16 protein-coding genes are annotated in these 26,152 nt (G+C 69.1%); 4 read left to right on the top strand and 12 right to left on the bottom strand.

Going from position 1 to position 26,152, the window contains the following annotated elements; all coding sequences use genetic code 11:
* Nucleotides 1-2: 2 nt before the first annotated feature.
* On the bottom strand, nucleotides 3-1,706 hold the full coding sequence (locus tag ACLJRL_RS36920; RefSeq protein WP_410661026.1) for a hypothetical protein: 1,704 nt from the start codon (nucleotides 1,704-1,706) through the stop codon (nucleotides 3-5).
* Nucleotides 1,707-1,782: 76 nt separating this feature from the next.
* Here ACLJRL_RS36920 and ACLJRL_RS36925 point away from each other — a divergent pair, with 76 nt between their 5' ends.
* Nucleotides 1,783-3,006 (top strand): lipopolysaccharide biosynthesis protein, encoded by a 1,224-nt coding sequence (locus ACLJRL_RS36925; protein ID WP_410661027.1) that lies wholly within the window; start codon nucleotides 1,783-1,785, stop codon nucleotides 3,004-3,006.
* A gap of 4 nt (nucleotides 3,007-3,010) precedes the next feature.
* Here ACLJRL_RS36925 and ACLJRL_RS36930 read toward each other — a convergent pair whose 3' ends face one another.
* Nucleotides 3,011-3,958 (bottom strand): hypothetical protein, encoded by a 948-nt coding sequence (locus ACLJRL_RS36930; RefSeq protein WP_410661028.1) that lies wholly within the window; start codon nucleotides 3,956-3,958, stop codon nucleotides 3,011-3,013.
* A 126-nt stretch (nucleotides 3,959-4,084) separates the two neighbouring features.
* Complete coding sequence (locus tag ACLJRL_RS36935) at nucleotides 4,085-8,071, bottom strand: alpha-(1->3)-arabinofuranosyltransferase (protein ID WP_410661029.1); 3,987 nt, start codon at nucleotides 8,069-8,071, stop codon at nucleotides 4,085-4,087.
* A gap of 149 nt (nucleotides 8,072-8,220) precedes the next feature.
* Between ACLJRL_RS36935 and ACLJRL_RS36940 the strand changes: the two genes are divergently transcribed.
* Nucleotides 8,221-8,871 carry a class I SAM-dependent methyltransferase gene (locus ACLJRL_RS36940; protein WP_410661030.1) on the top strand — a complete coding sequence of 217 codons (651 nt, stop codon included), beginning with the start codon at nucleotides 8,221-8,223 and terminating at the stop codon, nucleotides 8,869-8,871.
* Here ACLJRL_RS36940 and ACLJRL_RS36945 read toward each other — a convergent pair.
* From ACLJRL_RS36945 to ACLJRL_RS36965, 5 genes are all read right to left on the bottom strand, one after another.
* A complete protein-coding gene (locus ACLJRL_RS36945) occupies nucleotides 8,865-10,631 on the bottom strand; it encodes a hypothetical protein (RefSeq protein WP_410661031.1) in 1,767 nt (588 codons plus the stop codon). The genes ACLJRL_RS36940 and ACLJRL_RS36945 overlap by 7 nt on opposite strands.
* A gap of 8 nt (nucleotides 10,632-10,639) precedes the next feature.
* Entirely contained in the window at nucleotides 10,640-12,238 is a 1,599-nt protein-coding gene (locus ACLJRL_RS36950; protein WP_410661032.1) for a substrate-binding and VWA domain-containing protein, read from the bottom strand.
* Nucleotides 12,239-12,350: 112 nt separating this feature from the next.
* Nucleotides 12,351-14,465, bottom strand: a complete 2,115-nt coding sequence (locus tag ACLJRL_RS36955) for a diguanylate cyclase domain-containing protein (protein ID WP_410661033.1) — start codon at nucleotides 14,463-14,465, stop codon at nucleotides 12,351-12,353.
* 105 nt (nucleotides 14,466-14,570) lie between these two features.
* Nucleotides 14,571-15,620 (bottom strand): alpha/beta hydrolase, encoded by a 1,050-nt coding sequence (locus ACLJRL_RS36960; protein WP_410661034.1) that lies wholly within the window; start codon nucleotides 15,618-15,620, stop codon nucleotides 14,571-14,573.
* 76 nt (nucleotides 15,621-15,696) lie between these two features.
* Nucleotides 15,697-17,040 (bottom strand): cytochrome P450, encoded by a 1,344-nt coding sequence (locus ACLJRL_RS36965; RefSeq protein WP_410661035.1) that lies wholly within the window; start codon nucleotides 17,038-17,040, stop codon nucleotides 15,697-15,699.
* 173 nt (nucleotides 17,041-17,213) lie between these two features.
* On the opposite strand from ACLJRL_RS36965, the gene ACLJRL_RS36970 reads away from it, so the two are divergent.
* A complete protein-coding gene (locus ACLJRL_RS36970) occupies nucleotides 17,214-18,026 on the top strand; it encodes an SAM-dependent methyltransferase (RefSeq protein ID WP_410661036.1) in 813 nt (270 codons plus the stop codon).
* A gap of 281 nt (nucleotides 18,027-18,307) precedes the next feature.
* On the opposite strand, the gene ACLJRL_RS36975 is transcribed toward ACLJRL_RS36970, so the two are convergent.
* Entirely contained in the window at nucleotides 18,308-18,796 is a 489-nt protein-coding gene (locus tag ACLJRL_RS36975; protein ID WP_410661037.1) for a hypothetical protein, read from the bottom strand.
* A gap of 124 nt (nucleotides 18,797-18,920) precedes the next feature.
* Between ACLJRL_RS36975 and ACLJRL_RS36980 the strand changes: the two genes are divergently transcribed.
* Nucleotides 18,921-21,674 (top strand): BTAD domain-containing putative transcriptional regulator, encoded by a 2,754-nt coding sequence (locus ACLJRL_RS36980; protein ID WP_410661038.1) that lies wholly within the window; start codon nucleotides 18,921-18,923, stop codon nucleotides 21,672-21,674.
* On the opposite strand, the gene ACLJRL_RS36985 is transcribed toward ACLJRL_RS36980, so the two are convergent.
* From ACLJRL_RS36985 to ACLJRL_RS36995, 3 genes are all read right to left on the bottom strand, one after another.
* Entirely contained in the window at nucleotides 21,667-22,464 is a 798-nt protein-coding gene (locus tag ACLJRL_RS36985; protein ID WP_410661039.1) for an alpha/beta fold hydrolase, read from the bottom strand. The genes ACLJRL_RS36980 and ACLJRL_RS36985 overlap by 8 nt on opposite strands.
* A gap of 70 nt (nucleotides 22,465-22,534) precedes the next feature.
* Nucleotides 22,535-23,683: an epoxide hydrolase family protein gene (locus ACLJRL_RS36990; protein WP_410661040.1), complete on the bottom strand. Its 1,149-nt coding sequence runs from the start codon at nucleotides 23,681-23,683 to the stop codon at nucleotides 22,535-22,537.
* A gap of 54 nt (nucleotides 23,684-23,737) precedes the next feature.
* The gene (locus ACLJRL_RS36995; protein ID WP_410661041.1) at nucleotides 23,738-26,110 is read right to left on the bottom strand and encodes a polysaccharide lyase 8 family protein; all 2,373 of its coding nucleotides are present in this window, start codon (nucleotides 26,108-26,110) and stop codon (nucleotides 23,738-23,740) included.
* Nucleotides 26,111-26,152: the final 42 nt, after the last annotated feature.

The following is a 26,152-nucleotide window of genomic DNA, read 5'->3' on the forward strand; positions in this document are numbered from 1 at the left end:
ACCTACTCCTCCCGAGACAGGGAATTCCTGCGTCGGCTCAATGTACGCACCGGTAACTTAAGGCACAACAGTGCGGCGGAGATCGACATCAGCGCTACTCCGTTTGCCAGCACCACAGGGATCGGTGATGCCGTCTCGGTCACGGCGGGTTCACCCGGAGTGCGGTAAAGCGTGAGCCAGTCACCGGACCACACCCGTTCCGTGCCGGTCAGCAACCGCGGATCGACGAACCCGGGCGTCTCGTGTTCGACCAGGACCCAGCCGATTCCCGCCGCCGCCAGGTCACCCGGCGACGTCGCGGCACGGACACGGTCCATTCTGGAATCTTCGCCGGTGACCTCCTCGCCTCCGACACGCAGGATGTCGTCGATGAGGACGGTTTCCGGCAAGGCCCGCGGTGCCGGATCCAGTTGGGTGCGATGGTCGTTCCAAGCGAAACTCCGGAACGTGGACAGCGGCAGCGCGACGACGTCGCCCGGCCGGTCGTCTTCGGCGAGCACCCGATGCACCGCGTTCCAGTCTTCCGGGTAGCTCACGGCCTCGATGCGCCCCCAGCCTCCCCAGGCGAGATCGGGCATGGTGAGCAAGGGAAAGAGCGCGGCGGCCACGACGAGCGCGATGCGTGCCGCCTCGGTGCGCAGCCGGGAGGCCGCCGCTTCGATCGCGAGCGCGAATCCGAGCGCGACCGGCAAGGCCCACCAGGCGACCCATTTCTGGGCGTCCCGCAGCAATCCCGCGCCCGGGATGTGCTCCATCGCCCACGACAGCACGGGTTCGCCGAACGGCAAGGTCGCCAGTGCGGCGAGCACGACGCCGAGAACTCCCAGCACCAGCAACGCTCTCGCCGGTGGTGTCCCCCATCGCCGGGCCAGCGGACGGAGCCCGGCCAGCGCCACGCCCAGGGTGACGAGAATCAGCAAGGGGGCCATCGGCGCACCACGGCTGCCGGGAACGACGTCGCCGTTCCAGATGCCGCCCAGCCCGAGGACGCTCAGGATCGCCGGCCCCCAGCTTTCCGCCCGGGCACTGAACGCGGCCACCCCGCCGGGGTCGGACAGCGAACCGCCGGGGTGCAGGAGCGTCGGCACGAGCCACGGCAGGTTGAGGACCACGGCGATACCGATCGTACGGCCGAGTTTTCGCGGTCCCGCCAGCACGATCGCGGTGAGCGCGGCCAGTACCCCACCCGGCGGGGTGAGTACCGCGGGCGCGCAGGCGAGCACCAGTCTCGCGAGCGCCTTCGGCTCGCTCTCACGCAGGGAAAGCGCCGCGCGCACGATCCACGGCAGGCAGGCGTAGGTGAGCAGGAGCGGCCAATGCCCGATGAACAACCGCTCCGCGAAATACGCCGTCCACGCGTAGCCGGTGGCGGCGACCATCCGCGTGCCGAGGTGCTCCGTCGGGACCAGCCGTGCCGCACCGTAGGCCGCGAGGAAAAGCGAGAGCAGGAGAACGAATTTCTGGACGACGTCGCCGGGAACGACCGCGGTCGCGAGCGCGATGACCGCGTCGGCGGGAACCGAACGAGGCAAGGCGGAACCGAGGCCCAGCGCGTCCGGGACCAGGGACTGACGCGGCGCGAACACCATGTCGTAGCTCAGGACGAATCCGCGTCCGAGCACGGGCAGGAACACCAGCAGAGCCAGCCCGGCCGAAACCGCGGCCAGGATGAGGCGTTCGCTCAGCGGCCCGTCACGTGCGCCCAATGGCCTTCCCTTTCCGCCTCGGTCGCGGTTATGGTCGCTCGATTACTCGCTGGTAATCCCCGGTATTGGAGCGTCTTTGAGCGTAGACGTCGAGGCCGATCAGACAGGAACCGACAAGCGTGTCGCGGCGATCCTCGTGTCGCTCGCGCTGGCCGGGAACAACGCCGGTGCCTACGCGCTGAGCCTCGTCGCCGCGCGCCTGCTCGTGCCGAGCGCGTTCGGTGAGCTGAGTTCGCTGCTGGCGGTGCTGGTGATCGGCGTCGTGCCCGCGATGGGCCTGCAGACCGTGGTCGCGCTCCGCGTCGCCAGGAAGCGTTCGGCCAAGGAACCGCAGGACGCCGGGACATTGCTGGCGCTCGGGCTGACCACGAGCGCGATCGTGACGACCGTCGGCCTGATCCTGATGCCGCTGCTGGTCTTCGTGCTGCACCTCGATTCGTTCGTGCCCGCCCTCCTCCTCGTGATCACCCTCGGGCCGCTGACCCTGCTCGGCCTCTTCCACGGCCTGCTCCAGGGCGGCGGCCGGTTCGCCCTGCTGGCCGGGCTCATCTCGCTCGAAGGCGTCGGCAAAGTCGGCGGGTCGCTGATCGGGCTCGCCGTCGGCGGCGACGCCACCGGCGCGCTGACCGGGACCGCGATCGGCTCGTACCTGGTCGTGTTCTGCGGCTGGCTCCTCTGCGGACGGCTGCGACCGCGCAAAGCGGGCAGGCAGGCTCGCGAGGTCCTGCACGCGGCCCAGGCGATGCTGGCGCTCGTCCTGCTGGTGAACCTCGACCTCGTTCTGGCCCGCCACACCCTGCCCGCCAACGAAGCAGGCGAGTACGCGCTGGGCGCGATCGTCACGAAGATCGCCTACTGGCTGCCCCAGGCCGTCGGCGTCCTGGTCCTCCCCCGCTTCGCGAACGGCGACGACCGGCGCCGCATCCTCCCCGCCGCCCTGGCCGTCTGCGCCGGCCTCGACGCCGTCGTCCTTTTGGTGGCCGTCGGCTTCGGGCCACGGCTGCTCTCGATCATCGGCGGCCCCGGCTACGCCGCCAGCACCATGCCGGTCTGGCCCTTCGCCCTCGCCGGCTCGATGCTCGCGCTGGTGCAGATCCTGCTGTTCTCGCGCCTCGCCGCCGGCGACCGGCGGGTGACCGTGCTGATGTGGGCGACCGTGGTCGTCGAGACGGTCCTGGTGACGACTTGGCTGCACTCTTCGGCCACGCAAGTGGTGACGGTGGCGGCTTGTTGCGTGGGGGCGCTCGCGTTGTCGGGGGCCGTACTGGAACTGCGGACGCGACGGCACAGGTCGGGCTGAGACGTCACCGGATGTGCACATCGGGTCGCGGACGTCGCTGCGCGGCTTCGTGCGCCGCGAAGAGCTCGGTCAAGACCGCGTCCGGTTCGGATCTGAGCCGGGACGGCAACGTCTGAAGGACGACGATCCCGGCCGCCGCGTAGCGGGCGTTTCGTGCGAGCGTGGCACGGAAGGCCTCCTGTGAAGCGTGGAAGCCGCAGGAATCGATTTCCCAGGCGAAACCGACTTCGTCGCACCAGCCGTCGGGTGTCGCGATGTACCTGCCGTCAGCGTCGAAGATCCGCACGTTCCACTGACATGCCGGTAATCCCGAACGCTGCCAGAGATGCCACCCGTCCACCTCGGCGACCGACTGGGCGCCGCCCAGAATCGGGACGAGCGTCGAGAACAGCGCCGCGTCCTCTGCCCGGTTCCGCTGATCGAGCTCCTCGGCCAAAGCGCACGGGAGGCAGTAGCGCCTCTGGACGGCCTCGGCCATCATCGCCGAGATCGCCTCCCCATCCGGCGTCCGGCGTGCCGCGTCGATCACCGCTCGCGGCACCGGAGCGGTCGGGATACCCGCCCTGATCCGAGGTGACGGCAAGCGCCGGGTCCGTTCGATGTGGACGAACCCGGTACTGGCGATCGACCGCTCGGCGGGCACGAGCACATGCACATCACCGGGAACCGGAAGATTTCTCAATCCGTACCGGTCGAGCGCGAGCACCCCGGTCAGCATCGATCCTTCGCGAGCGTGGAGAAGCGCCGCTTGGATACGCTGCTCAGCGGTCGGCTCACCGTTCCTGAGCAGCACCACACCGGGCAGCGGCATCCGCCAGACGCCGCCGGGCTCGCACCGGCGCCAGATCGTTCGCCTGGGCACGCCCATGGCTTCGAGCGACTTGACCCCGACCACGGCCGGTCCGTCGATTCCTGTCAGCAGCGGGTGCTGAGCCCATTCCCCTCTTCGCACCGCCTCAGCCTGAGACCGGGCACCGACAGAATCCGCCGATCTCGGCCGTGACCGGACCTGTCGTGCCGACCTGTGTGGAAATGGGGACACTCAACGTCCCCATTTCCACACAGCCCCCTCCACCCCTCACCCCTCGCGCTCTCGCCCTTCGAACCACGGCACGCACATCGCCACCATCGCCGCGGCGGCCAGCAGCAGCGAAGCCTGGGTCACCGGCCCGTAAGCCCACTCCTGACCGTTCCCCAGCAGCCGCCCCACCACCGCGACCAGTGTCCCCACGACCATCCCGCCGAAAGCGAGGTACCGCGGCGCGCGTTCGCTGAACTGGCGGGCCAGCAGGACGGCGATCAGCAGCACGATCGGCAGCATCCCGCCCAGCACGGCCAGGAGGCCGATCAGCACGACCGGGACCGCGATCCCGCCGCCGGGTTCGGTCGAGACACGTCGTCGCCGGACCGGCCACAGCACGCCGATCAGCAGGGCGAGGATCGCGACGGCGCCGATCAGCAGGCCGGAGCGGTACTTCCAGTCCGGGGTGAACTCGAACTGGATGGCACCGCCCTCGCCGGCGGGCAGGATCCAGGCCTGCTGCCAGCCGTCGACCCGCGTCTTCACCAGCGGGGTCCCGTTGAGCGAAGCGGTCCAGCCCGCGTTGGCGTTCTCCGGAACGGCCAGGATCGACTCGTCCCCGCCGGCCACGGTCGCCGTCCGGGAGGTCGCGTCCCAAGAGCCGACGGTGACGGCGCGGTGCCCGGCGGGCGCCAGGGTCTGTCCGGCGGGTTTGAGCCACAGGTCTTGGACCACAAAGGACTCCGACCGGTCCGTCCGCAGTTCGTGACCGCCGGCCGCGAGGTCGACGCCGCCCTGGGAATCGGGGCACGCGGACAGCGTCATCGGTCGGTGCGCGGCGAAATCGGCGAGGGTGCCGCGGACGGAGGTGTCGTAGTCGAAACCGTTCAGGTGGACGTTCGGCCCCGCACCGCAGGGCAGGACGAACTCCGCGGACGGCGCGGGCAGCTCGGCTCCGGTCAGGGACAGACTGCCGATCCCCCAGGAGTTCCGCGTGCGCTGGTCGTCGTCGAGACCGGCGAACGCGATCTTCAGTTGCGACGTGTCCAGCGGCGGGAACGTCGCCGCACCGGATCCGTCGAGCTCGACGGACCTGCTCGATGTCGGTGTCGTGAGTTCCAGCCGCACCGGCGCCTTCGCCGTCCCTTCCGGATCGGCGGCGACACGGATCCCGGAGATCGTCTGGGGTTTCGCCCAGTCCAGCGTCAGCGTCGGCCGGAGATCGGTGACGTCCGGAAGCCACGCGGAGGCGGGATTCCCGTCCACGGCGGAGAACGCGCCCGCGGCCGGGTCACCCCCGAGCTGCGAAGTCCCGGACACCTGGACGCCGGGCAGGGTCACCGGGCTTCGCCCACCGCCCGCGGGCAGCACCGTTCCCCCGAATTCGTAAGGACTCTGCGACGTGGTCGAGAACAGCCGCCGGATCCCGTCCGGTTCTTCGCCGTCCCGGGCCGCGGTCGGATCGCACCGGACGTGCCCGTTGTCGGGAACGCAGGCGTACCGCGGCTGCTGGCCCCGCGTGAACGCGAAGCCCGGCGCCGCACCGGCGGACAGGTCGGCGGGGACTTCGAGTGCCCGCTGTGGTTCCGTGCCGGGGATCTTGAGTTCCGCGATCCCGACGTTGCCGTCCTGCCTGCCGACCACGAGCGACAGCAACGTGATCCGCACCTTCCGGGTCACCCCCGGCGGCGCCGGATAGCTGTGCGTTCCTTCGCCCCGGACGACCTGGTGGTCGACGGAACCGTTGTCGGTGATGATCCGGATCCGGGTCGGCGGCCAGCCGACGCGGATGTCGTCGACCATCGCGAGATCGACCGCGTTCACCAGTCTCGGCGTGTCCAGTTCGACCTCGAGCCACTCGCCGATCGGACCGGTGAACGTCGAGGAATGCCAAGCGGTACGCGGATCCCCGTCCAGCGCGGCGAACGGCTGATGACTCGGATCCGAACCGCCGAACGCGTCGGCGAACGACGCCGCCGTCGACGCGCTGACCGAGCGGATTCCCCGGTACGCGGCCACGGTCTGGTGCTGCTCCCCCGGAAACGGCAGGACGTCCAGCGCGGCCCGTTGCTGGCGCGGCGCTTCCCCGGCGGTCAGCGTCTGGCTCAGATTGTCCCGCACCCCGCCGACGTTGCGTTCGGCCCGGCGCAGCCCGTCGGTGACCAGGCGCGGCCCGGTCAGCGAGCCGCCGTCCCCGGTCAGCACCGTCGGCGTGCCGGGATCGAGCTGCCCGGAGTTCATCAGCGGCAACAGGTTCTCCGGGCCGCCGCTGACGGTCGGAACGTCCTTTGTGGACGTCGCGGTGACGAGCGGTACCGGCCGTTTCACCTCGTAGATCTCCAGTGGCCCGAAGTCGGCCGCCTTCCCGATCCCGGGCGACCCGGCGAGTCCGGCGCGCAAGGTGGTGAAGTCGGGTGCGCCGACCTTGGCCCGGTCGATGTCCCCGCGCAGCATCAGGAACCGGTAGCCGGATCGCGCGAGCAGCGCCGCGAGACCCGGGTCTCCCCGGCCGTCGGCCAGCGCCGCGTCGATCGAGTCCATCAGGCGGGTATTGCCTTCCGACCCCAGCGGGACCTGGTTCCGCACGGCCCACGGACTGTCCGCGATCGCCTGCGCGGGCTCGTCCACGGTGCGGCCCCAGTCGTACTCGCCGAATCCGGTCGCGGGCAGCAGCAGCGTGCGCGCGTGGGCGTCGGTCTTGGCGACCCAGCCCATCGCGTCGTACCAATGGCCGGGGACCTCGTCCCAGCCCGGACCCGGCCGCAGGGTCAGCAGCCAGACGGGCGCGGCCATCGCCACGACCAGCAACGCACCCAGCGCGGGCCGCAGATTTCGGCGCACGGCCGGCGCGGCGGCGGTGATGCCGTGAACGAACGCCAGCATCAGCGGCAACCGCAGCACCGGTTCGAACTTGTGCACGTTGCGCAGCGGCGCGAGCGGGCCGTCGAGCAGATGCCGCACGGGTTCCGCGAGCGGGCTGTCGAGCGTCCCGACGTAGCCGACGGTCAGCAGCGTCAGCCCGGTCAGCACGCCGAGCATCAGGAAGCGTCGCTCGGGCAGGCCGCGCCGAGCGAGGCCGAACAGCCCGACCGCGGCGACCAGCCCGGTGGCCGCCATGAGCGCCGGATTGTCGATCAGCGCCCAGCCCGAGGGCCACCACGGCGTGCCCTGGACGACATAGGCGACCCACTGGTTCGTCCCGCGCAGCACCTCGAACAACGACATCGGCGCCGTGGTGTTCGTCGCGGACTCGATGTAGTCCAGGAACGGCAGGCTGTACTGGCCGAGCAGCACCAGCGGCAGGATCCACCACAGCATCGCGCCGACGACGAAGACGAACCACCAGATGACGAGTTCGACGTGGGTCGCCCGCCATTTCCGGGTGAGCAGCCACAGGCCGGGCAGCACGAGCGCCATCACGACCATCGCGCCGTTGATCCCGCCCATGCACAGCACGGCGAGCGCGGACAATCCGGCGGCGCGGCGCGGGGAGCCGATGCGGTCGGCGAGGATCAGCGGCAGCAGCACCCACGGGAGCAGGACCGCAGGCAGCATTTCCGAGGACAGCGAACCGATCTCGGTGACCATCCTGGGCGCCAAGGCGTAACCGACTGCTCCGATCAGCCGAGTCCGTTCGGTGCCCATTTTCAGCGCGCGGGCGACCAGCAGGGCGCCGGCGAAGGCGACCGAGAGCAGGATGGCGCACCACAACCGCTGCGCGATCCACACCGGCATCCCGACGGCCTGGCACAGCGCGAAGAACGGGCCCATCGGGAAGAGGTAGCCGTAGGCCTGGTTCTGCAGTTCACCCCCCGTCGCCTGGGGATTCCACAGGTGCAGCGCCCGGCCGAGGAAGGCCAGCGGATCCACCGCGAGGTCGAGTTTGGTGTCGAACGTCGTCCTGCCGGGACGCTGCAGAAAGGACAGCACGGTCAGGGCCAGCACGATCCACGTGCTCGGCCTCTTGACGAGCGTGCTCGGCGAAAACCGACGCCCGGATCGCCGCACCGTCTCGCGGCCCGTTCGTTCGCCGGTGGTTACCATCCGGTAGATACTAGGCGGAAACGTGGCTACTATGCGCCTACCCATTTCGTCCCCACGGCCTAAGCAGGTGCTTCATCACTCAGGAGCAGACACCTCTGACAGACGGTTTCGAAGCAGCGTGGGCGCTAGCCGAACCCGTCAAAGGCTGGATGACCCGGGATCAGGGGCTGGCCTTGTGGACCGCGGCGTGCCGCCTGGACAAGGGCGACCTGATCGTCGAAATCGGCAGTCACCAGGGCCGATCGACGATCGTGCTCGCCACCGCCGCCCGCACCGTCGGCGCGCGGGTGGTCGCGGTCGACCCGTTCATCGACGGCCGTCTGTTCGGCGGATCGCCGACACGCCAACGGTTCGAAGCGAACCTCAGGGCGGCGGGCGTCGACGACGTCGTGGAACTCGTGGCGGAGTACAGCACGAAGCTACGGCCGCGCTGGGACAGACCCGTTCAGCTGCTCTACATCGACGGCAAGCACGACTACTGGACCTACACCGACGACCTGCGCTGGTCCACGAACTTGGCCGACGGTGGGGAAATCCTGGTCCACGACTGCTTCTCCTCGATCGGTGTCACCCTGGGCACGATCGCGAAAGTCCTCTTCGGACGGCGGTACACCTACCTCGACCGGGCCACGTCGATGGCCCGGTTCCGGCTCTCACCGCCGTCGGCCGCGGACAGGCTGCGCGTGATCGCGCAACTGCCGTGGTTCCTGCGCAACGTCGGGATCAAGATCCTGCTGCGGTTGCGCCTGCGACCGGTGGCGAAGATCTTCGGCCACGACAGCCCCTACGACCCTTACTGAGTGAGAGGCCTGCCGACGTCGATCTTCGCGACGCAGACGGGGGCACCCTTGGCGGACAGCTGGAACCCGACCTTGTCGAACAGGCCCTCGATCGGCAGGTACATCGTGTGCAGGCCGGGCTGGAACCACACCGGCACACGCACCCCGTCGCGGTCGACGACGCCTTCGCCGCCGTCCGAGGTGAAGTAGTCGATCCGCAGCAGGTACCGGCCGAGAACGGGCGTGTCCAAGGGAATCCGGACGAGTTGCTCGCCGACGGCGTACCCGCAGCCCGCCACCGGGCCGGGCACGCCACGGGAAACGGCGTCCACGCCGGTGATCGTCCTCGCGGTACCGGAATCGTCCAAAAGGGACATCCGGCTCGTCGGCTGGTCGAACAGGATTCCCGGGATCAGGCCGGTCACGCGTGAGGTCCGGGCGTTCTCGCCGAACCAGGCGTGCAGGACGTCGCTCGGCACCGTCGTGTCGTACAGAACCAGATCAGGGTCTCGTTCCACCGAAGCACGCGCGTTCGCGAGGAACTCCCGGGAATGGTCGAAGCGCAATCCCGGCGCGAGCCGTTCGAAGCCCACGACGGAACTCGCGATCAGCGCGAGGCACAACGCCAGGGCGAGCGGACGTCTCGCCGTGGACGGTTCCGGATCCGGGACGAGGCCGAACGGTTTCGGTGTCAGGAAGGCGAACGCGACACACAGCGCGACCACGAGGGCCAGATCGGCGACATAGCGCGGATCACTGCCCAGTTCCGGGCCGACCTCGGTGAGCCGGGTGGCCGCCGAGAGCCCGACGTCCACGGCGAAGACCAGGCCCAGCAGGAGCCACGCCTTCCGCGCTCGGAGACCACGCGTGCGCACACCGGCGACCAGGACCACGACGGCCGCGACCAGGAGTAGAATCCTGACCACGACGGGGGAAGCCGCGAAGGTCGCACCGGGACCGGGGCCGGTCCAGGGGCCGCCGAGCATCCCGGGTACCAGGGTGTCGCCGATCATCCGGCCCGTCATGTCCGCGACCGTGCCGACCGTGACCGGGCCGGTCCCCTGCCCGACCTGGCTCGTGGTCAGCGCGAGGAAAGCCGCGGCGTACCCGGCCAGCACGGCGCCGAAAACACCCCAGAGCACGACGTGCCGGCGCAACGAGACACCCAGCAGCACGGTGATCCCGGCGACCAGGAGCGGGATGAACACGGCCTTTTCGTAGAAGGCGAGCCCGAAAACGGTCCACGCCACGGTGGCGATCGCCCAGCGGCCGCCGTCGGCGAGATACCGCACGTGTGCGTGCAGGGCGGCGGTGGTGGCCAGCAGCACGGGCGCGATCTGGATCGCGTAGGCCCACCACAACGTCGGGACGAGGAGCAGCGTCGACGTCGTGAACATCGTGAACGGGACCAGAATCCCCCAGCGGCGCCCGAAACACCGCACCAGCACCGTCCACAGCAGGACGGACGCGGCCGCCTGCATGAGCAGGAACGGAGCCATCAGCACGGCGAAGTTCAGCGGTGCCCACGCCGTCAGCAGATCGGCGAGCAGGAAGCCGCCCGGCGCGAGATGTCCGTGGTAGTCCTGGAAGAAGTAGCCCAGGTCGAACGGCCCCGCCATCGCGGCGTGATAGGTGATGACGAAGTCGTCCTGCGCGAGACTGCCGCGCAGCGCCGCCCACGTGTGCAGGACGAACGGGACCACACCGGCGAGAAACGCGGCCAGCGTGACCGGCGAAGGTCTGTACAGCCCGACCTTGTGCTTCTCCCCCAGTACCACCACTTCGTGCCTCAATTCTTGCAGGTCGGCGGCTGGCACATGATCTTGCTCAGCGCCTGGTAGAAGACATCGGAGATCTTCCGCGGATCGGGGGTGGTGAACGAATCCCCACCGGTGGCGGTGGAAACCTGCCGCAGTTCCGACGCGTCGATATCCGGGCCGATGCCGATTCCGATGACGGGCAACGGTTTCCGCGGGTCCTGGAGCTTGCCCAGTTCTTCCAGCAGCCGCGGCAGGCCGATCGTGTCGCCGTCCTCGTTGCGACCGTCGGTGAGCACGACGACCAGGTTGATCCGGCCGGGTTTCCAGTTCTGCCTGGCGTTCTGGTACGCGGCGAGAATGGAGTCGTAAAGTCCTGTCGCCCCACCGGGTTTCGGGCGCACCGCCTGCAGCTGCTCCACCCCGCCGGAGGTCTTCTGCTCGGCGATCGTCCGCATCGGCAGCAGGACGCGGTAGTCCTTGTCCCCGTCGAGTTTCGTGGAGAACAGCCACATCCCCAGCTCGGTGCTCGGCTTGAACAGCCCGAGCCCCTGGGTCGCGGCCTGCAGGGTGAGTTCCATCCGGCTCTTCCCGGCGCCGGGAACGGTGGCGGCCATCGACCCGGAAACGTCGAGCAGCACCTGGACACGGGCGCTGAGGTTCGCCCCGGCCCACGCCTGCAGCACCGCGTACATGTCCGCGGCGGGCGGCGGTCCTGGAAGCTGGGCCGTCGGGTCGGTCCGGCTGTCCTGCGCCCGCGGGACGGCGAACTGCCCGGTGGGCGCACGGAATCCCGCGTCGGCGAAGGTCGCGCCGGCGAGCGGATCCAGCAGCAGCCGCAAAAACCTCTCAGCCGCGCCCCGCGACGCTTCCGATGCCTTGGGCAGCACGACATACGGGTAGTCGAAACCCTGCACCGGGACACCCGGGTACGACGCCACCAGCTTGCGGGCGAGCACGGACTGTTCGGTAGCGGGGAAGGCGGCCGGGAACTCCGCGGGCGCCTGGTTCGGCACGGAAAGCTTCCGCATGCCGGCCGTGAAGGCCGCGGCCGGGTCCGGCGCCTTCTCGGTCAGTTTTCGCAAGCCGAGCAGGGTCGCGATACCCAGCGGATCACGGGCCGGATCCGGCATCCCGACCGGGGAACCGTCGAGGACCTCTTGCCAGGCAGGCTTTTTCCCCGGCCAGCCGAAGCGCCGCGCGGTCTCGTCGGGCATTCCCAGTACCACCGGCGAACTCGCCACCGATTGCCCGGATTCCGGCAGGTTCCACGCCCCGGCGTCCCTGGCCTGCAGCAACATCGTGCTCGACTCGGGGACCCAGACGTCGGGCCCGGCGGAGGTATTCGTCCCGAGCGCGTCGGCGGTCTTGGCCGAATCGCTCGAAGTCACGTTGACGCTGAAGCATTCTTCCTGCGGAACGGTCCTCGCGAGACGCGTGAGCACCGGCGCCATATCGGGCGCGGCGGTGATCTCGACCGGGGTCAGCTGGTCACAACCGTTGCCCGCCAACCGGGCGCGAAGATAGTCGACGCCCCACCAAGCTCCGAGGGCGATCACCAGCAACAGGCTCAAGACGACGACGGGCGCGTTGAAACGCCGTCCACGCCTCGGGCCTACCTGCATGTGCATGCCTCCGAGGTGCGGTGCGAGACCTGGGATGTTGCCCAATCCGTCCGCGCACGTCAACCCTCGGGTAACTTACGCCCGCGCGAGTGCGGCAGATGGCCTAACCGCGGGACCTTTAACCGAAGTAGCCGCCGATGCCGATGTCCGCGCCGGCGAGCCGCCACCATTCGGCGTCGCCCGCCGTCTCGATCCCTTCGACGGTCACCGTCACCTCGGCCGACCGCGCGGTGTCGATGAGGTTCCGCAAGGACCGCTCGGCCAGCGGTTCCGTCCGGCGGGTGGCCAGGCGAGAAGCGATCCGGACCGTCTTCACCGGCACGTCCACGAGGCAGACGACGTCGCCCGCGGCGCCGAAGTCCTGCAGTTCCGTGCCGACCCCGGACCCGGCGAGCAGCCGCATGTTGTCCACCGTCGCACCGAGCCCGGCGAGCACGGCACCACTCGGGAAGCCGAGCCGCAGCCGCGACGGCGCCAGTCCGGTGTCGTCGAGCAGGTGCTGGACCGACCCGAAGAGATCCGGATCCGCGGCCTGATGCGAGGTCAGCCCGGCGACGAGCGGAACCTCGTCGCCCCACCGGCCGCACGAGGTGCGGATCAGCCATTCGCCGAGCGGGACGATGAGCCCGGTGTCGTCGGCGAAGCGGACGCAGGTCTCGTGCCCGATCCGGCCGTGCCGCGGATGGTTCCAGAACAGCCTCGCCTCGGCGCCCGCGATCGCGTTGTCCGCCAGCCACACCAGGCGCCGGAAGCCGACCTCGATCTCGCCGGTCTCCCAAGCACCCGCCATCGCCACGGCCAGGCCGAATTCGTGCCGCTCGCGGGTGTCGAGCGCGGAATCGGACAGCTTCCACTGCCGGTAGCCGTTGGCCTGCGCGCGGCGCAACGTCATGTCGGAGGCGCGCAGCAGTTCGGCCGGGGAGATATCCCTCGGCGGCCGGTGCACCACGCCGACACAGGCGGAGACCGCGACGCCACTCCCGCCATCGAGATAGACGGGTTCGGAGAGATCCTGGTTGATCGTGCCGATGACGGTGGCCACGTCCGGGGTGGTGGCGGTGTTCTGGATGAAGATGCCGAACTCGTCGCCGCCGATCCGGGCGACGAGGGCCTCTTCGTCCTCGACGACCGTCCGTAGTTTGCCGGCGACCCGCTTGAGCAGGTCGTCACTCAGTCTCTGGCCGAGCCCGGCCGCGATCAGCGAGAACCCGTCGAGGTCGAGGTGATAGACCGTGATGCCGAACGCGGGATCGGCGTGCCGCAGCGCCTTCTCGAGCCGGGTGCCGAAGAACTGCCGGTTCGGCAGGCCGGTCAGCGGATCGTGCAGTGCCTGACGGCTCAGCTGCCGCTGGAGCAGGGAAACGTCGGTGTCGCCGTCGACGAGCGTGATCAACTGCTGCGCCTCGCCCGCCGGGTCCCGGATGACCGAGCCGGTGAAACCCGCCCACATCAGTTCGCCTTCGTCGGCGACGAGTCTTCGCAGGATTTCGAGCCGGTGGCTCTTGCCCTCGAGCAACCGCTGATGGCCCTCGCGAAGACCGGCGGCGTCTTCGAGGTGGACCAGGTCGTAGAGGTTCAGCCCGGTCAGGTCGGCGACGGGCCGGTTCAGCATCTCGGCGAAGGCCGGGTTCACCCGCTGGATACGGCCGTCCACCCTGGTGACGGCCACCCCGGTGGCCGAGCCGGTGAACAACTGCTCGAACCGTGCCTGCGTGAGCACCAGTTCACGCCGGGTCTCGCGTTCGATGGTGACCAGCGTGCGGCTGAGATCCTCTTGCTGCGTCTGGATGCTCTCGCGCAACGCCTCGCCGTATCCGGAAGCGAGCGCGCCGAGGACCTGCAACACCCGTTCGGGGAGCGACTTCACGCTCCGCAACTCCGGCTCGGCCAAGAGGCTCTTACCGAGTATTTCCATCGTGCGGCGGAGGCTGTCCGGCCCGACGCACCTGAGCGCGACGAGGCGCGCACCGACTTCGATGGCCTGCGCGGGCTCGGCGTCGTCACCCAGCACCGCCGCGAACACCTCGTCCAGCAGACCGGCGAAATGCTCTTCGATCTGGGCGTGGGTATAGGGAAGATACGCCGTGGCGCTGACCAGGTAGGCCCATTTACGAGCAAGGGTGGCCCGGGTCGGTGCGGCATTCTTCTTTTTGGACGATGCCGTGGATGGAGTTTTCCGGGGGTCGCCCGGCGACACGGGGTACGCGTCACCGTTCGGCAATGGGGCAGTCACGTCTGCCGGTCCTGGGGTCGTTTTCGCATTCCGTGGTGGAGATTCATCCTCCACGATTCTCTGACCATACTCACGGTTTACCGGTCACCCGATCGGGTGGTGACCCTACGGTACTGCAATTCCGACCTGATCGCGCAACCAAGCGCGCGTGGCATCCCGGTAGGCGGACGCGTTGCGGTGTAACGCCAGCGAATGTCCGGCACCGGGCAGAACATACGTGGAAAGCTTGGCCTCCGGCCGGTAATACGGCGCTTCCGACGGCCGCAAGGTTCGGGCGCTCGAACAGTTCCGTAGCGCGAACAGGCCGCAGAACAAGATGTCCTTCTCGCCGATGGCCTGGAAAACGGGCACGCGGATCGCCTTGGTCGCGGGCAGCACGATGCCGAACACCGCGACGGTGCCCATTCCCGGGACCGAAACCTGGTCCTTGGTGGCCTCATCGGCCTCGATGACCCGCGGGTCGGCATTTTCCGTCGCGTAGAACAGTCCGGTACGCGCTCCCGGTTTCGTCGTGAAATACAACGGATCGCTGCCGAGAGAACCGAGTCGATCGTCGGCGAACGCGGGCTGTAAACCGAACAGCACGCCGAGTGTCAGCGCCGGAACCGAGGGCAGGTGCGTCATGCCGGAGAGGATCACGCCGTCGACGTCCTGGTAGGTCGACGCCTCGGCGGCGACGATGCCCGAGCCCACCGAATGCCCGACGATGACGACCTTTTCGAACGGCGCGCCGCCGGCCCGGCCGGCGCGCAGATGCCCGATCACCTCGTGCATCGAGCGTGCCAGCACCGGCAGCAGGAGCGGGAGACTGAACGGTTTGCTGCTCCTGCCCGAACCGAGCTGATCCGCGGCGAAGGTCGCGTAACCGTTCTTGGCCATGTCGCGCTGGTACGAGTAGCGACCCGGGTCGTAGGGAAGATCCCAGTAGGAGCTGTTGTAGGTGCCGCCATGCACCAGCAGCTGGACCGCTTTCGGGGCCGGGCCGTCGGGCAGGCACAGCTGTCCGTGCACCGTGGCCGGTTCACCGACGGGGCCGGTGACCGGCAGATCCACGCCGGAGCAGCGGATGTCGACCGCGGCGGCCGGGGCCGCGGCCAGGAAACCGCCGAGGAGTACGCAGCAGGTGGCCACCGCCGTGGCCAGTTTGAGCGGCATTCTCACAGAACCCTCTCCGGAATCGGGACGCTCGGAAGGAGCATGAACCGTACACCCGGTAACCGAACGTTCACCGTCAGCCCCGTTTTCTCGCCACCACGGTCATCGGAAGGCGGTTCGGCTGCATCGTCGCTTTGATCTTGGGATAGACCTTCACCCCAGGTAACGGCTTCAGCCGCCATCGCGATCCGATCGTCGCCGCGACGAGCGCGATCTCGGTGGGCGCGAACTGGTGACCAGGACACAGGCGGGCGCCCGCCCCGAACGGGATGAACGCGCCCTTCGGCAGCGCGGCGGCCCGTTCCGGCTCCCACCGGTCGGGGTCGAACCGCTCGGGATCGGGGAACCAGCGGGGATCGCGGTGCAGTGTGTGCTGGCTGACCGCGACCTCGGTACCGGCGGGGATGCGCACACCGCCGAGTTCGACGTCCTCCCGCGCCCGCCGCATCAGGATCACCGGCGGGGTGCGGCGGACGACCTCGCTGATGATCCGTTGGGTGTAGACCAGCCGCGGCAGGTGTTCGAACAGCGCCGGCCCACCGGCGAGGACCTCGTCGATTTCGGCGTGGAACCGCTTTTCGATCTCCGGCCGGACGCCGATCTCGTGGAAGAACCAGGCCAGTGCGACCGCCGTGGTCTCGGCGCCGGTGGTGAGGATCGTGATGACCTCGTCCTCGACCTGCTTGTCGGTCATCTTCTCGCCGGTCTCGTCGTCCTTGGCCAGCAACAACATCGACAGCAGGTCACCGTGGTCGCCGCCCTGTTCCCTGGCTCGGAGGACGGCGTCGCCGATGACCTTCCGGAGCCGGGCGGCCGCGGCGTCGAACTCGCGATTCGCCGGGATCGGGAGTTTCTCCACGAATTTCGGGGAGAAGGCCCGGACCATGACGTACTTCAGCATGATCGGGATGGAGCGCTGGATCTCCGCGAGCGCGTCGTCGCCGAGTTCGGTGGAGAACAGGGTGCGCCCGGAGATGCTCAGCGCGAGATCCTGCATCCGGCGGTCGAATTCGACCACCTCGCCCGGTTTCCACGAGTCCGCGAGTTCTTCAGCGAGCTTCGTCATCGTCGACTCGGCGTAGAGTTCGAGACGGCCGCGTTTGAAGGCGGGCAACATCATCCGCCGTTGCCGCTGGTTGAAGGCACCGTTGGAGGTGGCGAGGCCGTCGCCGAACAACGGCCGCATTTTGTCGAACACGATGCCTTTGTCGAACTTCGCGGCGTCGACCGCGAGCAGGCGCCAGGCCAGTTCCGGTGTGGTGACCAGATAGACGGGCATCGGGCCGAAGTCCAGCCGGACGACGTCACCGTGCGAACTCAGTGACGACAGCAGTTTCAGCGGATCGCGGAGCATCGGGACGGTGTGCCCCAGCAGCGGCCAGCGGCCGGGTGCGACCGCGACGTCCGGAGGTGGTGCCATCGTGCTCGTCTCCCGGTGCCAAGATCGGTGAACCCGGCCACGATAGGACCGGCGGACGGCGGACAGGGTTCCGCGCGGGCACATCCACACGATCGGACGATGGCGGCCCGGAACCAGGTGCCCGCTACACTCCTGTGCCCCAACGGATTCCCCAAGGAACGGCGGCGACGACGGTGACTTCGAACCTGAGCTGGGTCCCCCCCGAGGTCGATACGACCGTGCCGAATCCCGCGCGGGTCTACGACTACTGGCTCGACGGCGACCACAACTTCCAGGCCGACCGTGACCTGGGTGAACAGGTACTGAAGATCATGCCCGGGGTCCGCGACGCGGCACGCCTCAACCGCGCCTTCCTTCGCCGTGCGGCGCTGCACATGGTCGAAGCGGGTGTGCGGCAGTTCCTCGACATCGGTTCCGGCATCCCGACGGTCGGCAACCTGCACGAGATCGTCCAGCAGGCCGACCCGGACTGCCGGGTGGTCTACGTCGACCGCGAGTCGGTCGCCGTCGCGCACGCCAAACTGCTGCTGCGCGGGAACGACCGCTGCGCGGCGATCCAGGCCGACCTGCGCGACGCCAACGACATCCTCGACTCGCCGGAGGCCCGCGAACTGCTGGACCCCGACCAGCCGGTCGGCGTGTTCATGTTGCTGCTGCTGCATTTCGTACCGGATTCGTGGGAGCCGCTGGAAATCCTGGCCCGCTACCGGGACCGGATCGCCTCCGGCAGTTTCCTCGCCATCTCCCACGTCGCCGCCGACGCCGACTCGAGCGGGCTCGACGAGGCCATCGAGGCCTACAAGAGCACACAGAACGACCCCATCCCCCGGACCCACGACCAGGTGGAGGCGTTCTTCGAAGGTTTCGACCTCGTCGAGCCCGGCGTCGTCGGCTGCGCGATGTGGAACCCCCAGGGCGCCGGCGACATGTCCGACGACCCGGAGATCAACTCGCTCCCCTATGCCGGAATGGGCCGCAAACCCTGACCCTGTGACCCCGAAACCTTCCGAACAAACGCAAGTAGAGGGCTAAATGCTGTTGGGAAAGTCCGGGTGGTCACGATCCCTGAAATGCCCAGACCGGTCCATAAAGGACACATTCTGAAGAGAATTGTCCGCTTAAGTATTACTTGTCCGTATTCTCAAGTCCGTGAAGGCCCCCTTGCCTACCCTCAGGGTAGGGAAAGAGGCCTTCACGCACTCCGCGGCCCGTACCCAGACCCGGTCGCGATGCCGCGTGCCCCCTCGGCACGCGGCGCATCCCCGGATCAGGGCACGAAGTCGGTCACGGTGTCCTTGATGACCTGCCACTTACCGTGCTCGCGGACCAGCGTCAGGCTGATCGTGTAGTGCCGGTTGACGTTCTGCGACGGCACCTTGTAGTAGGCGTCGAGGATCGCGAAGCCCATCGAGCAGTTCTCGACGACGGTGTGCGTGACCGTCCACGGCATGCTCCACTCGTACGGGAGCTTGAACTGCTCGTTGACCACCGGTTCCACGTTGGCGGCGTAGCCGATGTAGAGGTTGCCCTTGCGGCCGACGGTGACCATGTTCTGGTGGATGATCGCCCGGTAGCGGGCCTCGTCGCGCTTGTTGTAGCTGTCCATGTCCTCCCAGACGGCGCGGTCGAACGCGCGCTGGCAGGACTTCCGCTCATTCTCGGCCTGCTGCTCGCCGGCGGTCGCCGCGGCGGGCACGCCGATCCCCGCCGCCGCCACGACCAGTCCGGCCAACGCCGCGTAATACCGCTTGCGCATAGGGTTCTCCTCATCACGTCCGGTACTTCGTCCACCGGCAGCTTCTCCGGACGGCGCATCACAGCTGCATCACTTCCGCACCGGCACGGGCGCGCGGCCGGTTAACCTCGCGAGAGGGGGTGCGATGGAGTTCCGGGTCTTGGGGCCGGTGCAATGCCGGAGCGGAATGCGGCCACTGAAGCTGGCGGGTCCGCGGCAGGAACGCATCCTGGCCGCGCTCTTGCTCGACGCCGATCGTGTCGTGTCGGTCTCACGGCTGGTGGACGTCGTCTGGGACGAGGACCCGCCCGCCACGGCCACCCGCCAGATCCGCAACCTCACCACCGCGCTGAAACGGAGCCTGGTCGCCGCGGGAGCAGGCGAAGACGTCCTGAGTGCCGAAGGGCCCGGCTTCGTTCTGCGGCCACCGACCTTCGATCTGCGCGGTTTCGAGGAGCACGTCTCCCGCGGGGAGTTCCGCGAGGCACTCGCCTGCTGGCAGGGACCCGCGCTGTCCGGTGTGGACAGTCCCGCGTTGCGCGGCGAGGCCGACGAACTCGACGAACGCCGTCTGTCCGTTGTGGAGCGTTGTCTCGACGAGGAGATCACCGCCGGGGAGGACGCCGTCGCGGAACTGACGGCACTGGTGGCCGAACATCCGTTCCGCGAAGGATTCCTCGGCCTGCTCATGCGGGCCTTGCACCAGCAGGGCAGGCAGGCCGACGCGCTGAACGCCTACCGGCGGGCGCAGACGCGGCTGGTGGACGAACTGGGCATCGATCCGGGGCCGAAGCTACGCGAACTCTACGAGCGGATCCTGCGCGACGAACCGGAGTACGGCAAGGCCCGCAGCTTCCTCCCTTACGACGTACCGGATTTCACCGGACGCGAAGGCGAGCTCCGGCGGCTCCTCGACGCGGTCCGGCTCGGCCGCCCGGTGGTGGTCGACGGGATGGCCGGCGTCGGGAAGACTTCGCTAGCCGTCCACGCCGCCCACCGGCTCGCCCCCGATTTCCCCGACGGACAGCTGTTCGTGGATCTGCACGGCCATTCCCCGGCCCGTGCTCCGCTGCCACCCGAGGCAGCCCTCGAAGCCCTGCTCGGCCAGCTGGACATCCCGGCGAGCCGGATCCCGGGCGGGGTGGACCGTCGCGCCGAACTGTGGCGGGCCAGGACGGCGGGCCGGTCGCTGCTCGTCGTGCTCGACAACGCCGCGAGCGCGGATCAGCTGTGGCCACTTCTGCCCGGTTCGGCCACGATCGCGCTCGTGGTCACCGGCAGGCGCAGGCTCGCCGCCGTCGACGGTGCCGCCTCGATCAGTCTCGACGTCTTGCCGGACGAACAGGCCGGCGCGTTGTTCGCCGCGGCGTCGGGGCAACCGGACGACGGGGTGGCCGCTTTGTGCGGGAACCTGCCGCTGGCGATCCGGATCGCGGCCGCCCGGCTGCAGAATCGTCCACAGTGGACCGTGACGAGCCTGGCCGATCGGCTGGGTTCGGAACACGACAGGCTGGCCGAGCTGAAGGTCTCCGGCCGTGACGTGGCCGCGGCGTTCACGTTGTCCTATCAGGACTTGGACACCGCACAGCAGCGTATGTTCCGTTTGCTGGGGCGGAATCCCGGCATCGACATCGGCGTCCCCGCGGCGGCGGCACTGGCGGACGTCGGCGAGGCCGAAGCCGAACGGCTGCTGGAAGACCTGCTCGACGCCCACCTGCTCCGGCAACCCGCGCTGGGCCGGTACTCGTTCCACGACCTGATCGCCGAGCACGCACGTCACGCCGCCCTCGACGAAGAATCGGTTCCGGCACTGGGCAGGCTGCTCGACCACTACCGCGACGGCGGAGGCGACGACTGGTACGCGGCGGAACGGGCCAACCTGGTCGCGGTCACCCGCCACGCCCTCGACGGCGGCCAAGACGAGCACGCGTGGCGGATCGCCGAGAACACCGTGGCCTATCTCCGGGAAACGGGCCACCTCGACGAACTGCTCGCGGTGGCCGAAACGGGCCTGTCCGCCGCCCGCCGGATCGGCGACCCGCTGACGATCCAGCTGAGCCTGGCGAGCCTCACGTCGGCCTACTGGGAGAACGGGCGGCTCACCGAAGGAATGGACTGCGCCCTGCGGCGGCTCGACGTCGTCCGCGAGTCCGGTGATCGCGGCGCCGAAGCGATCGCACTGTCCAAAGTGGGCGCTCTGCACAGCATGCTGGGCGACTACCCCGAAGCGACGCGGTTCTACCTCGACGGCTTGGCCGTGGCGGACGAGACCAGGAGCCTCGAAGCGGCGGGACCGCTCTGGAGCAACCTCAGCAACGCGCAGGAGACCCTGGGCCTCTTGGACGGCGCGCTGACGTCGGCGCGGCGGTCGGTGGCCATCCGCGAGGAGATCGGCGATCCCCGCGGCACGATCCAGAGTTCGGCCCAGCTCGGTCTGGTCCTCGCGCGCCTCAGCCGGTTCGAGGAGGCGTTCGACGTCACCGATCGCTCGATCCGCGCCGCGCAGCACCTCGGCTATCTCTTCGGCGAGGCGTGGAGCCGGATCGACCACGCGGACGCGCTGCTGCTCGCCCACCGGCCCGCCGACGCCCGTGAGCACGCCGAACGCGCGTGCGCGATCCTCACCCGGCTCAACCACCCGCTCCTGCTGATCATGGCGGCCAACAGCCTCGGTACCGCGTACCTCGCGCTCGGCGAGGCGGAGGCGAGTCTCAGGCGGCATCGCCTCGCGCTGGAGACGGCGAGGCGGATCGGCTACCGCCTGCAGGAGGCTCGCGCTCTCACCGGGATCGGCCAGGCTCGCGCCGCGCTCGGCGTCGACGCCGAAGCCGCGTTCCGGGCGGCGCAGGACCACTACACCGCGATGGGCCTGCCCGCCGCGCCCTTGGTCGTCACCTGAGGAACTCGGTGAGCAGCCCGCGCAAGGTGTCCGGCCGGCGGAGAACGCCGTGGTCCTGGCCCTCGACCGTGGCCTGGCGAGCGCCGGGGATCGTGCCGGCGACGGCGCGGGCGCCGACCCGCATCCAGCCGTCGCTCTCCCCGCCGTCCAGGACCAGCACGGGCACCGTGATCTTGGCGAAGCGATCGGTGGGCAGCATGTTCCCGGGGCCGCAGAGCGCGAGGTCGTAGGGCAGGGTGTGGGCGAGCCCGGTGAACCAGCCCCAGATCTCGTTGTCCCGCATGCTCTTGACCGCCTCGGCCGGGGTGGCCGTTCCCTCGACGAGGAAGAGTTCCGCCGCGTCGTCGCGGTTGCCGTCGGCGATCAGCGCCCGGACGCGGTCGAACAGATCGGCACCAGGCCGGGGACGGCTGTCGTCGACGATGTACGGCGGCTCGTAGACCGCGAGGCAGGTCATGGACACGCCCCGGGCAGCGGCCTCAAGGCCGAGCACCGCGCCCGACGAGTGCCCGAAGACCGCTGCCGAACCGCCCACGTGGTCGATCAGCGCCGCGAGATCCTCCACCTCACGTTCCACCGAATAGACCGCGCCCGCACCACTGTCGCCCCGGCCGCGCCGGTCGTAGGCGATCGCGGTGAAGTCCGCCGAGAGCGTCGCCGCCAAGCCCGCGACGGTCGTCCGGTCGTTGAACGCGCCGCCGGCCAGGATCACCGGCGGCCCGTCGCCGGTGCGCTCGAAGGCGATCGGGGTGCCGTCGGCCGAGGTCACGATCTCGGGTGAGGTGGTCATCGGGTCCTCCTGAAGGGTCACTCGACTGTATCCGCGTCCCTGGGTCGGAGCCGACGACCACCGCTCGACATCACTTCCCGAGTGAGCCGAAGAACTCCCGGATCTCGGAGACCAGGTCGTCCGGGACGGCCATCGCCACCATATGGCTCGGGCTCTCGCGGTCCGCCCAGCGCACGATGTCGTTCTTGCGCGACGCGATCTTGCGGAACGCGGACGGCCCGCCGTGCGAGACACCGGTCGGCACCACGGTCTGGTCGATCGGCATCCCGGCCGCGCCTTCGTAGTAGGTCCACGACGACGTCCCTCCGGTCGCCGTCAGCCAGTACAGCGTCGCGTTGGTGAGCAGCAGGTCGCGGTCGATCGGCTCGGCGGGCGCGGCGCCGTCCGGCCAGCCGTCGAACTCCTTGAACCGCTCCACGAGGTAGGCCAGCTGCGCGACCGGGGAATCGGTGAACCCGAAGCTCAGCGTCTGCGGCCTGTTCGTCAGGTACGGCGCGTACCCGCTGCCGCCCGCGAACCGCGCCGCGAGTTCCTGCACGCTCGCCTGCTCTTCGTCGGTGAGCCCCTCGAAATCGGCCGGATCCCCCATCGGCACACCGAGTCCCGCGGTGATGTGCGAGCCGATGACGTGCTCGGGCGCGTGCACCGCGAGACACGGGGTCACCAGTGCGCCCGCGTCGTTCCCGTGTGCGCCATAGCGTTCGTAGCCGAGCCGGCCCATCAGGTCCGCCCAGGTCCGCGCCACCCTGGCGATGTCCCACGGCCGCTCGTCGGCGGGCTCGGGGAACTGCGAGAAGCCGAAACCGGGCAGCGACGGCGCGACGACGTGGAAGGCACGCGAGGGGTCGAGACCATGGGCCCGCGGGTCGGTGAGCGGGCCGAGGACGTTCAGGAACTCGGCGATCGAGTTCGGCCAGCTGTGCGTCATGATCAGCGGGATCGCGTCCGGTTCCGGCGAGCGGACGTGCAGGAAGTGGATCCGCTGGCCGTCGATCTCGGTGGTGTACTGCGGGAACTCGTTGAACCGCTTCTCCCACGCGCGCCAGTCGTAGCCGTCGCGCCAGTACTCGGCCAGCTCCTTGAGGTGGCCGACAGGGACACCGCGGCTCCACTCGGCACCGGGCAGCGCCGACGGCCAGCGAGTGCGGGCCAGCCGGTCGGCCAGGTCGTCCAGATCGGTCTGCGGGATGTCGATGCGGAACTGCTCGATGTCGGTCATGGGGAGACCGTATGGGCCGTATAGGACAGATCATGTCCTATACGGCCCAGGAGATCATCGGCCGAGCGGAACGATCTGAGTGGCGCCGAAGGTGTTCTTCACCGGTACCTCGACCACCTTGCGCCGCACCGTCACCCGGATGACGTCCTGCAGCTGCGTCGGGTCGGAAACCGCCAGCTGCCAACCGTTCTTGACACGGCCCAGCGCGACCGACGCGGGACCGGACACCGACACCTCGTCGACCGAACCGGCGGTGAAGAAGTTCGCCAGCAGCGTCGCGTCCCACAGCCGGATGGCCTGCACGGCCACCGTGTTGGCCCGCACACGCCAGGCCAGCGCCGAGGCGACCGTCTCCAGCACCGACGCCGTGGGCAGCACCGCGTACCCATAGCTCGCGCCCGCGGGTTTGACGCCGTGCTCGATCACCAGCTTCTGGTAGCGCCGGGTGTAGGGCACCGTGGTGCCCTTGGTGTTGGCTCCCTTGTCGACGTCGCGCCAGGTCCCGGTCCGGTCTTCGCGCAGCGCCGTCACCTCGGAGGCGTCGAGCAGGACGTACCCGCCGACCTTTTCCAGGTGCAGCCATCGCTTGCGCCGCAAGGACTCCGCCTTGCCGAGCGCGGTACCGGCCAGTCGTCCGTCGACGAGCAAGGCGGCCGAACCACCCTCACCGAGGTTGCGGTTCTCGATCGTGGTGCGGACCTGCTCGCCCGAGGTGTCGGTGATCCCGGCGCCGAGGCAGACGACGCCGCCCGGGGTGAAGAACCACGACTTCTTGGCGGTCAGCGTGCCGTCCTGCGAAACGAAGTCGAGCGCCTGCGCGCCGTGCCGCGCGTCCCAGCGGACGCCGCCGCAGTGGGCCTTCGTCGTCAGCGGCACCTGTTCCAGCGTCGGGGTCGGCCCGGATTTGGTGGTGACGCCCGGAAGCAGCCGCGGGTCGACGGTCGGCCAGTAGGCGTCGGTGAAGTGGCCCTTGGCCTTGGGCAGGAACAGATACAGCGAACCGTCGCCGGTGTACCAGCCGTGCAGGTTCATGGAGTTGACCGACTCGTACCGCGAGATCCGCGTCGAGGCGACGCCGAGCGAGGCCGACCAGCCTTCGGTGACGTGCACCATCCGGTCCTGCTGACCGAATACGCGATGCGTCGCGACCGTCGGCGTCGGCCGGATCTTGGTCGCCAGCAACTCCTGCGCGAACTCGATCCCGGGGATGCCGACGAGGTCCGGCCCCGGCGCGAACCGCTCCGGGTCGGGGATCTTCAGGTAGGGCGCGAACGTGTCCTCGGTGATCCACTTCGCGGCGAGTCCGCCGAGTTCTTCCTTGCGCTTCCCGCTCGCCGAGCGGGCCAGCAGTACGACGGCGCCGGTGAGCTGATGCCCGATGTCGTGCGCGGATTCCCCTTGCCGGGAAAGGAACCGGCCGCGGACCGACTCCATCAGCGCGCCCGCGTACACGAACGGCGCGAACGTGTCGGACACCAGCGCGTACGCCGCCTCGCGCACGTCGGCGGCCAGTTCGAACTCCGTGCCCTGGGTGACGTGGATGGCGGACGCGACCGCGGTCAGCAGGACGATCCCATAGTGCCCGGGATACGGCACCGAATCGTGCTGAAGGAACGAGCCGTCGGTGTGGAAGCCGTCGCCGGCCGCGCGGTGGAGTTTGGCGATGACGCTCGCCACTCCCCCGCCCTCGACGTCGGTGAACGCCCCGACGCCGCGCCGGATCCGGTCGCCGTCCCCGAGCATCGCGCCGGAGACGATGGAGATCGTCGACTTGTCCGCGCGGTTGGCGCCGGTCTCGACGACACTCGGGTTGTTGGTGCGAAGGTTCGGGTTCCCGGAGAACTTCAGCACCGGCTTCAGGTATTTGACGAGTTCGTCCTGGGTCAGCTCGTCGGCCACCGTCGCGAGAATGTGCAGCAGGTAGAGCGGGATGCCGATCTCGTAGGTGTACCAGTTGCCGATCTCGGCGGTCTTCTCGCTGTACTGGTCGCTGGTGTACAGCAGTTCCAGCGCGCCCTTGATCCGGCCGAGCACGGCGGGATCGCCCGAGAGCGCACTGCCCGGAGTGCCCCAGTTGACCGTGATCGCCCGCAACCGGGCGTACATCGACGTCGTGAATTCACTGCCGGGGCCCAGCGGCAGATCCTTCCACAGTGGACCTCCACCACCGACAGTCATGCTGTCGTTGTAGGCTTTCGCGACCCGGTCCAGATTGGACAGTGCCGCGGCGCGCTCAGCCGAGGGCCGGTCGATCCCGGTCTGCAGTTCGCGGTAGCCGGTGACGATGGACGCCGTGCCCGCGGGAACCGGCGACGCGGCGAACGCGATCGCGGGCCGCGCGACGGTGGAGGTGAGCGCGACCGAAGCGGCCGCGACCGCGCCTCCACGCAAGGCGGTTCTCCGGTTGATGTGACCGAATCCGGGCATGACAGGGCCTCCCAAGAGGTCAAAGACGGCTACTAGGGGCGG

The sequence above is a fragment of the Amycolatopsis sp. lyj-112 genome (genome assembly GCF_046549055.1).
GTDB lineage: Bacteria > Actinomycetota > Actinomycetes > Mycobacteriales > Pseudonocardiaceae > Amycolatopsis.

Coding starts and splice junctions, on each gene's coding strand:
- ACLJRL_RS36995 (WP_410661041.1), bottom strand. CDS start 26,110: ATGCCCGGATTCGGTCACATCAACCGGAGAACCGCCTTGCGTGGAGGC.
- ACLJRL_RS36960 (WP_410661034.1), bottom strand. CDS start 15,620: ATGCCGCTCAAACTGGCCACGGCGGTGGCCACCTGCTGCGTACTCCTC.
- ACLJRL_RS36985 (WP_410661039.1), bottom strand. CDS start 22,464: ATGACCACCTCACCCGAGATCGTGACCTCGGCCGACGGCACCCCGATC.
- ACLJRL_RS36980 (WP_410661038.1), top strand. CDS start 18,921: ATGGAGTTCCGGGTCTTGGGGCCGGTGCAATGCCGGAGCGGAATGCGG.
- ACLJRL_RS36965 (WP_410661035.1), bottom strand. CDS start 17,040: ATGGCACCACCTCCGGACGTCGCGGTCGCACCCGGCCGCTGGCCGCTG.
- ACLJRL_RS36975 (WP_410661037.1), bottom strand. CDS start 18,796: ATGCGCAAGCGGTATTACGCGGCGTTGGCCGGACTGGTCGTGGCGGCG.
- ACLJRL_RS36940 (WP_410661030.1), top strand. CDS start 8,221: ATGACCCGGGATCAGGGGCTGGCCTTGTGGACCGCGGCGTGCCGCCTG.
- ACLJRL_RS36935 (WP_410661029.1), bottom strand. CDS start 8,071: ATGGTAACCACCGGCGAACGAACGGGCCGCGAGACGGTGCGGCGATCC.
- ACLJRL_RS36990 (WP_410661040.1), bottom strand. CDS start 23,683: ATGACCGACATCGAGCAGTTCCGCATCGACATCCCGCAGACCGATCTG.
- ACLJRL_RS36950 (WP_410661032.1), bottom strand. CDS start 12,238: ATGCACATGCAGGTAGGCCCGAGGCGTGGACGGCGTTTCAACGCGCCC.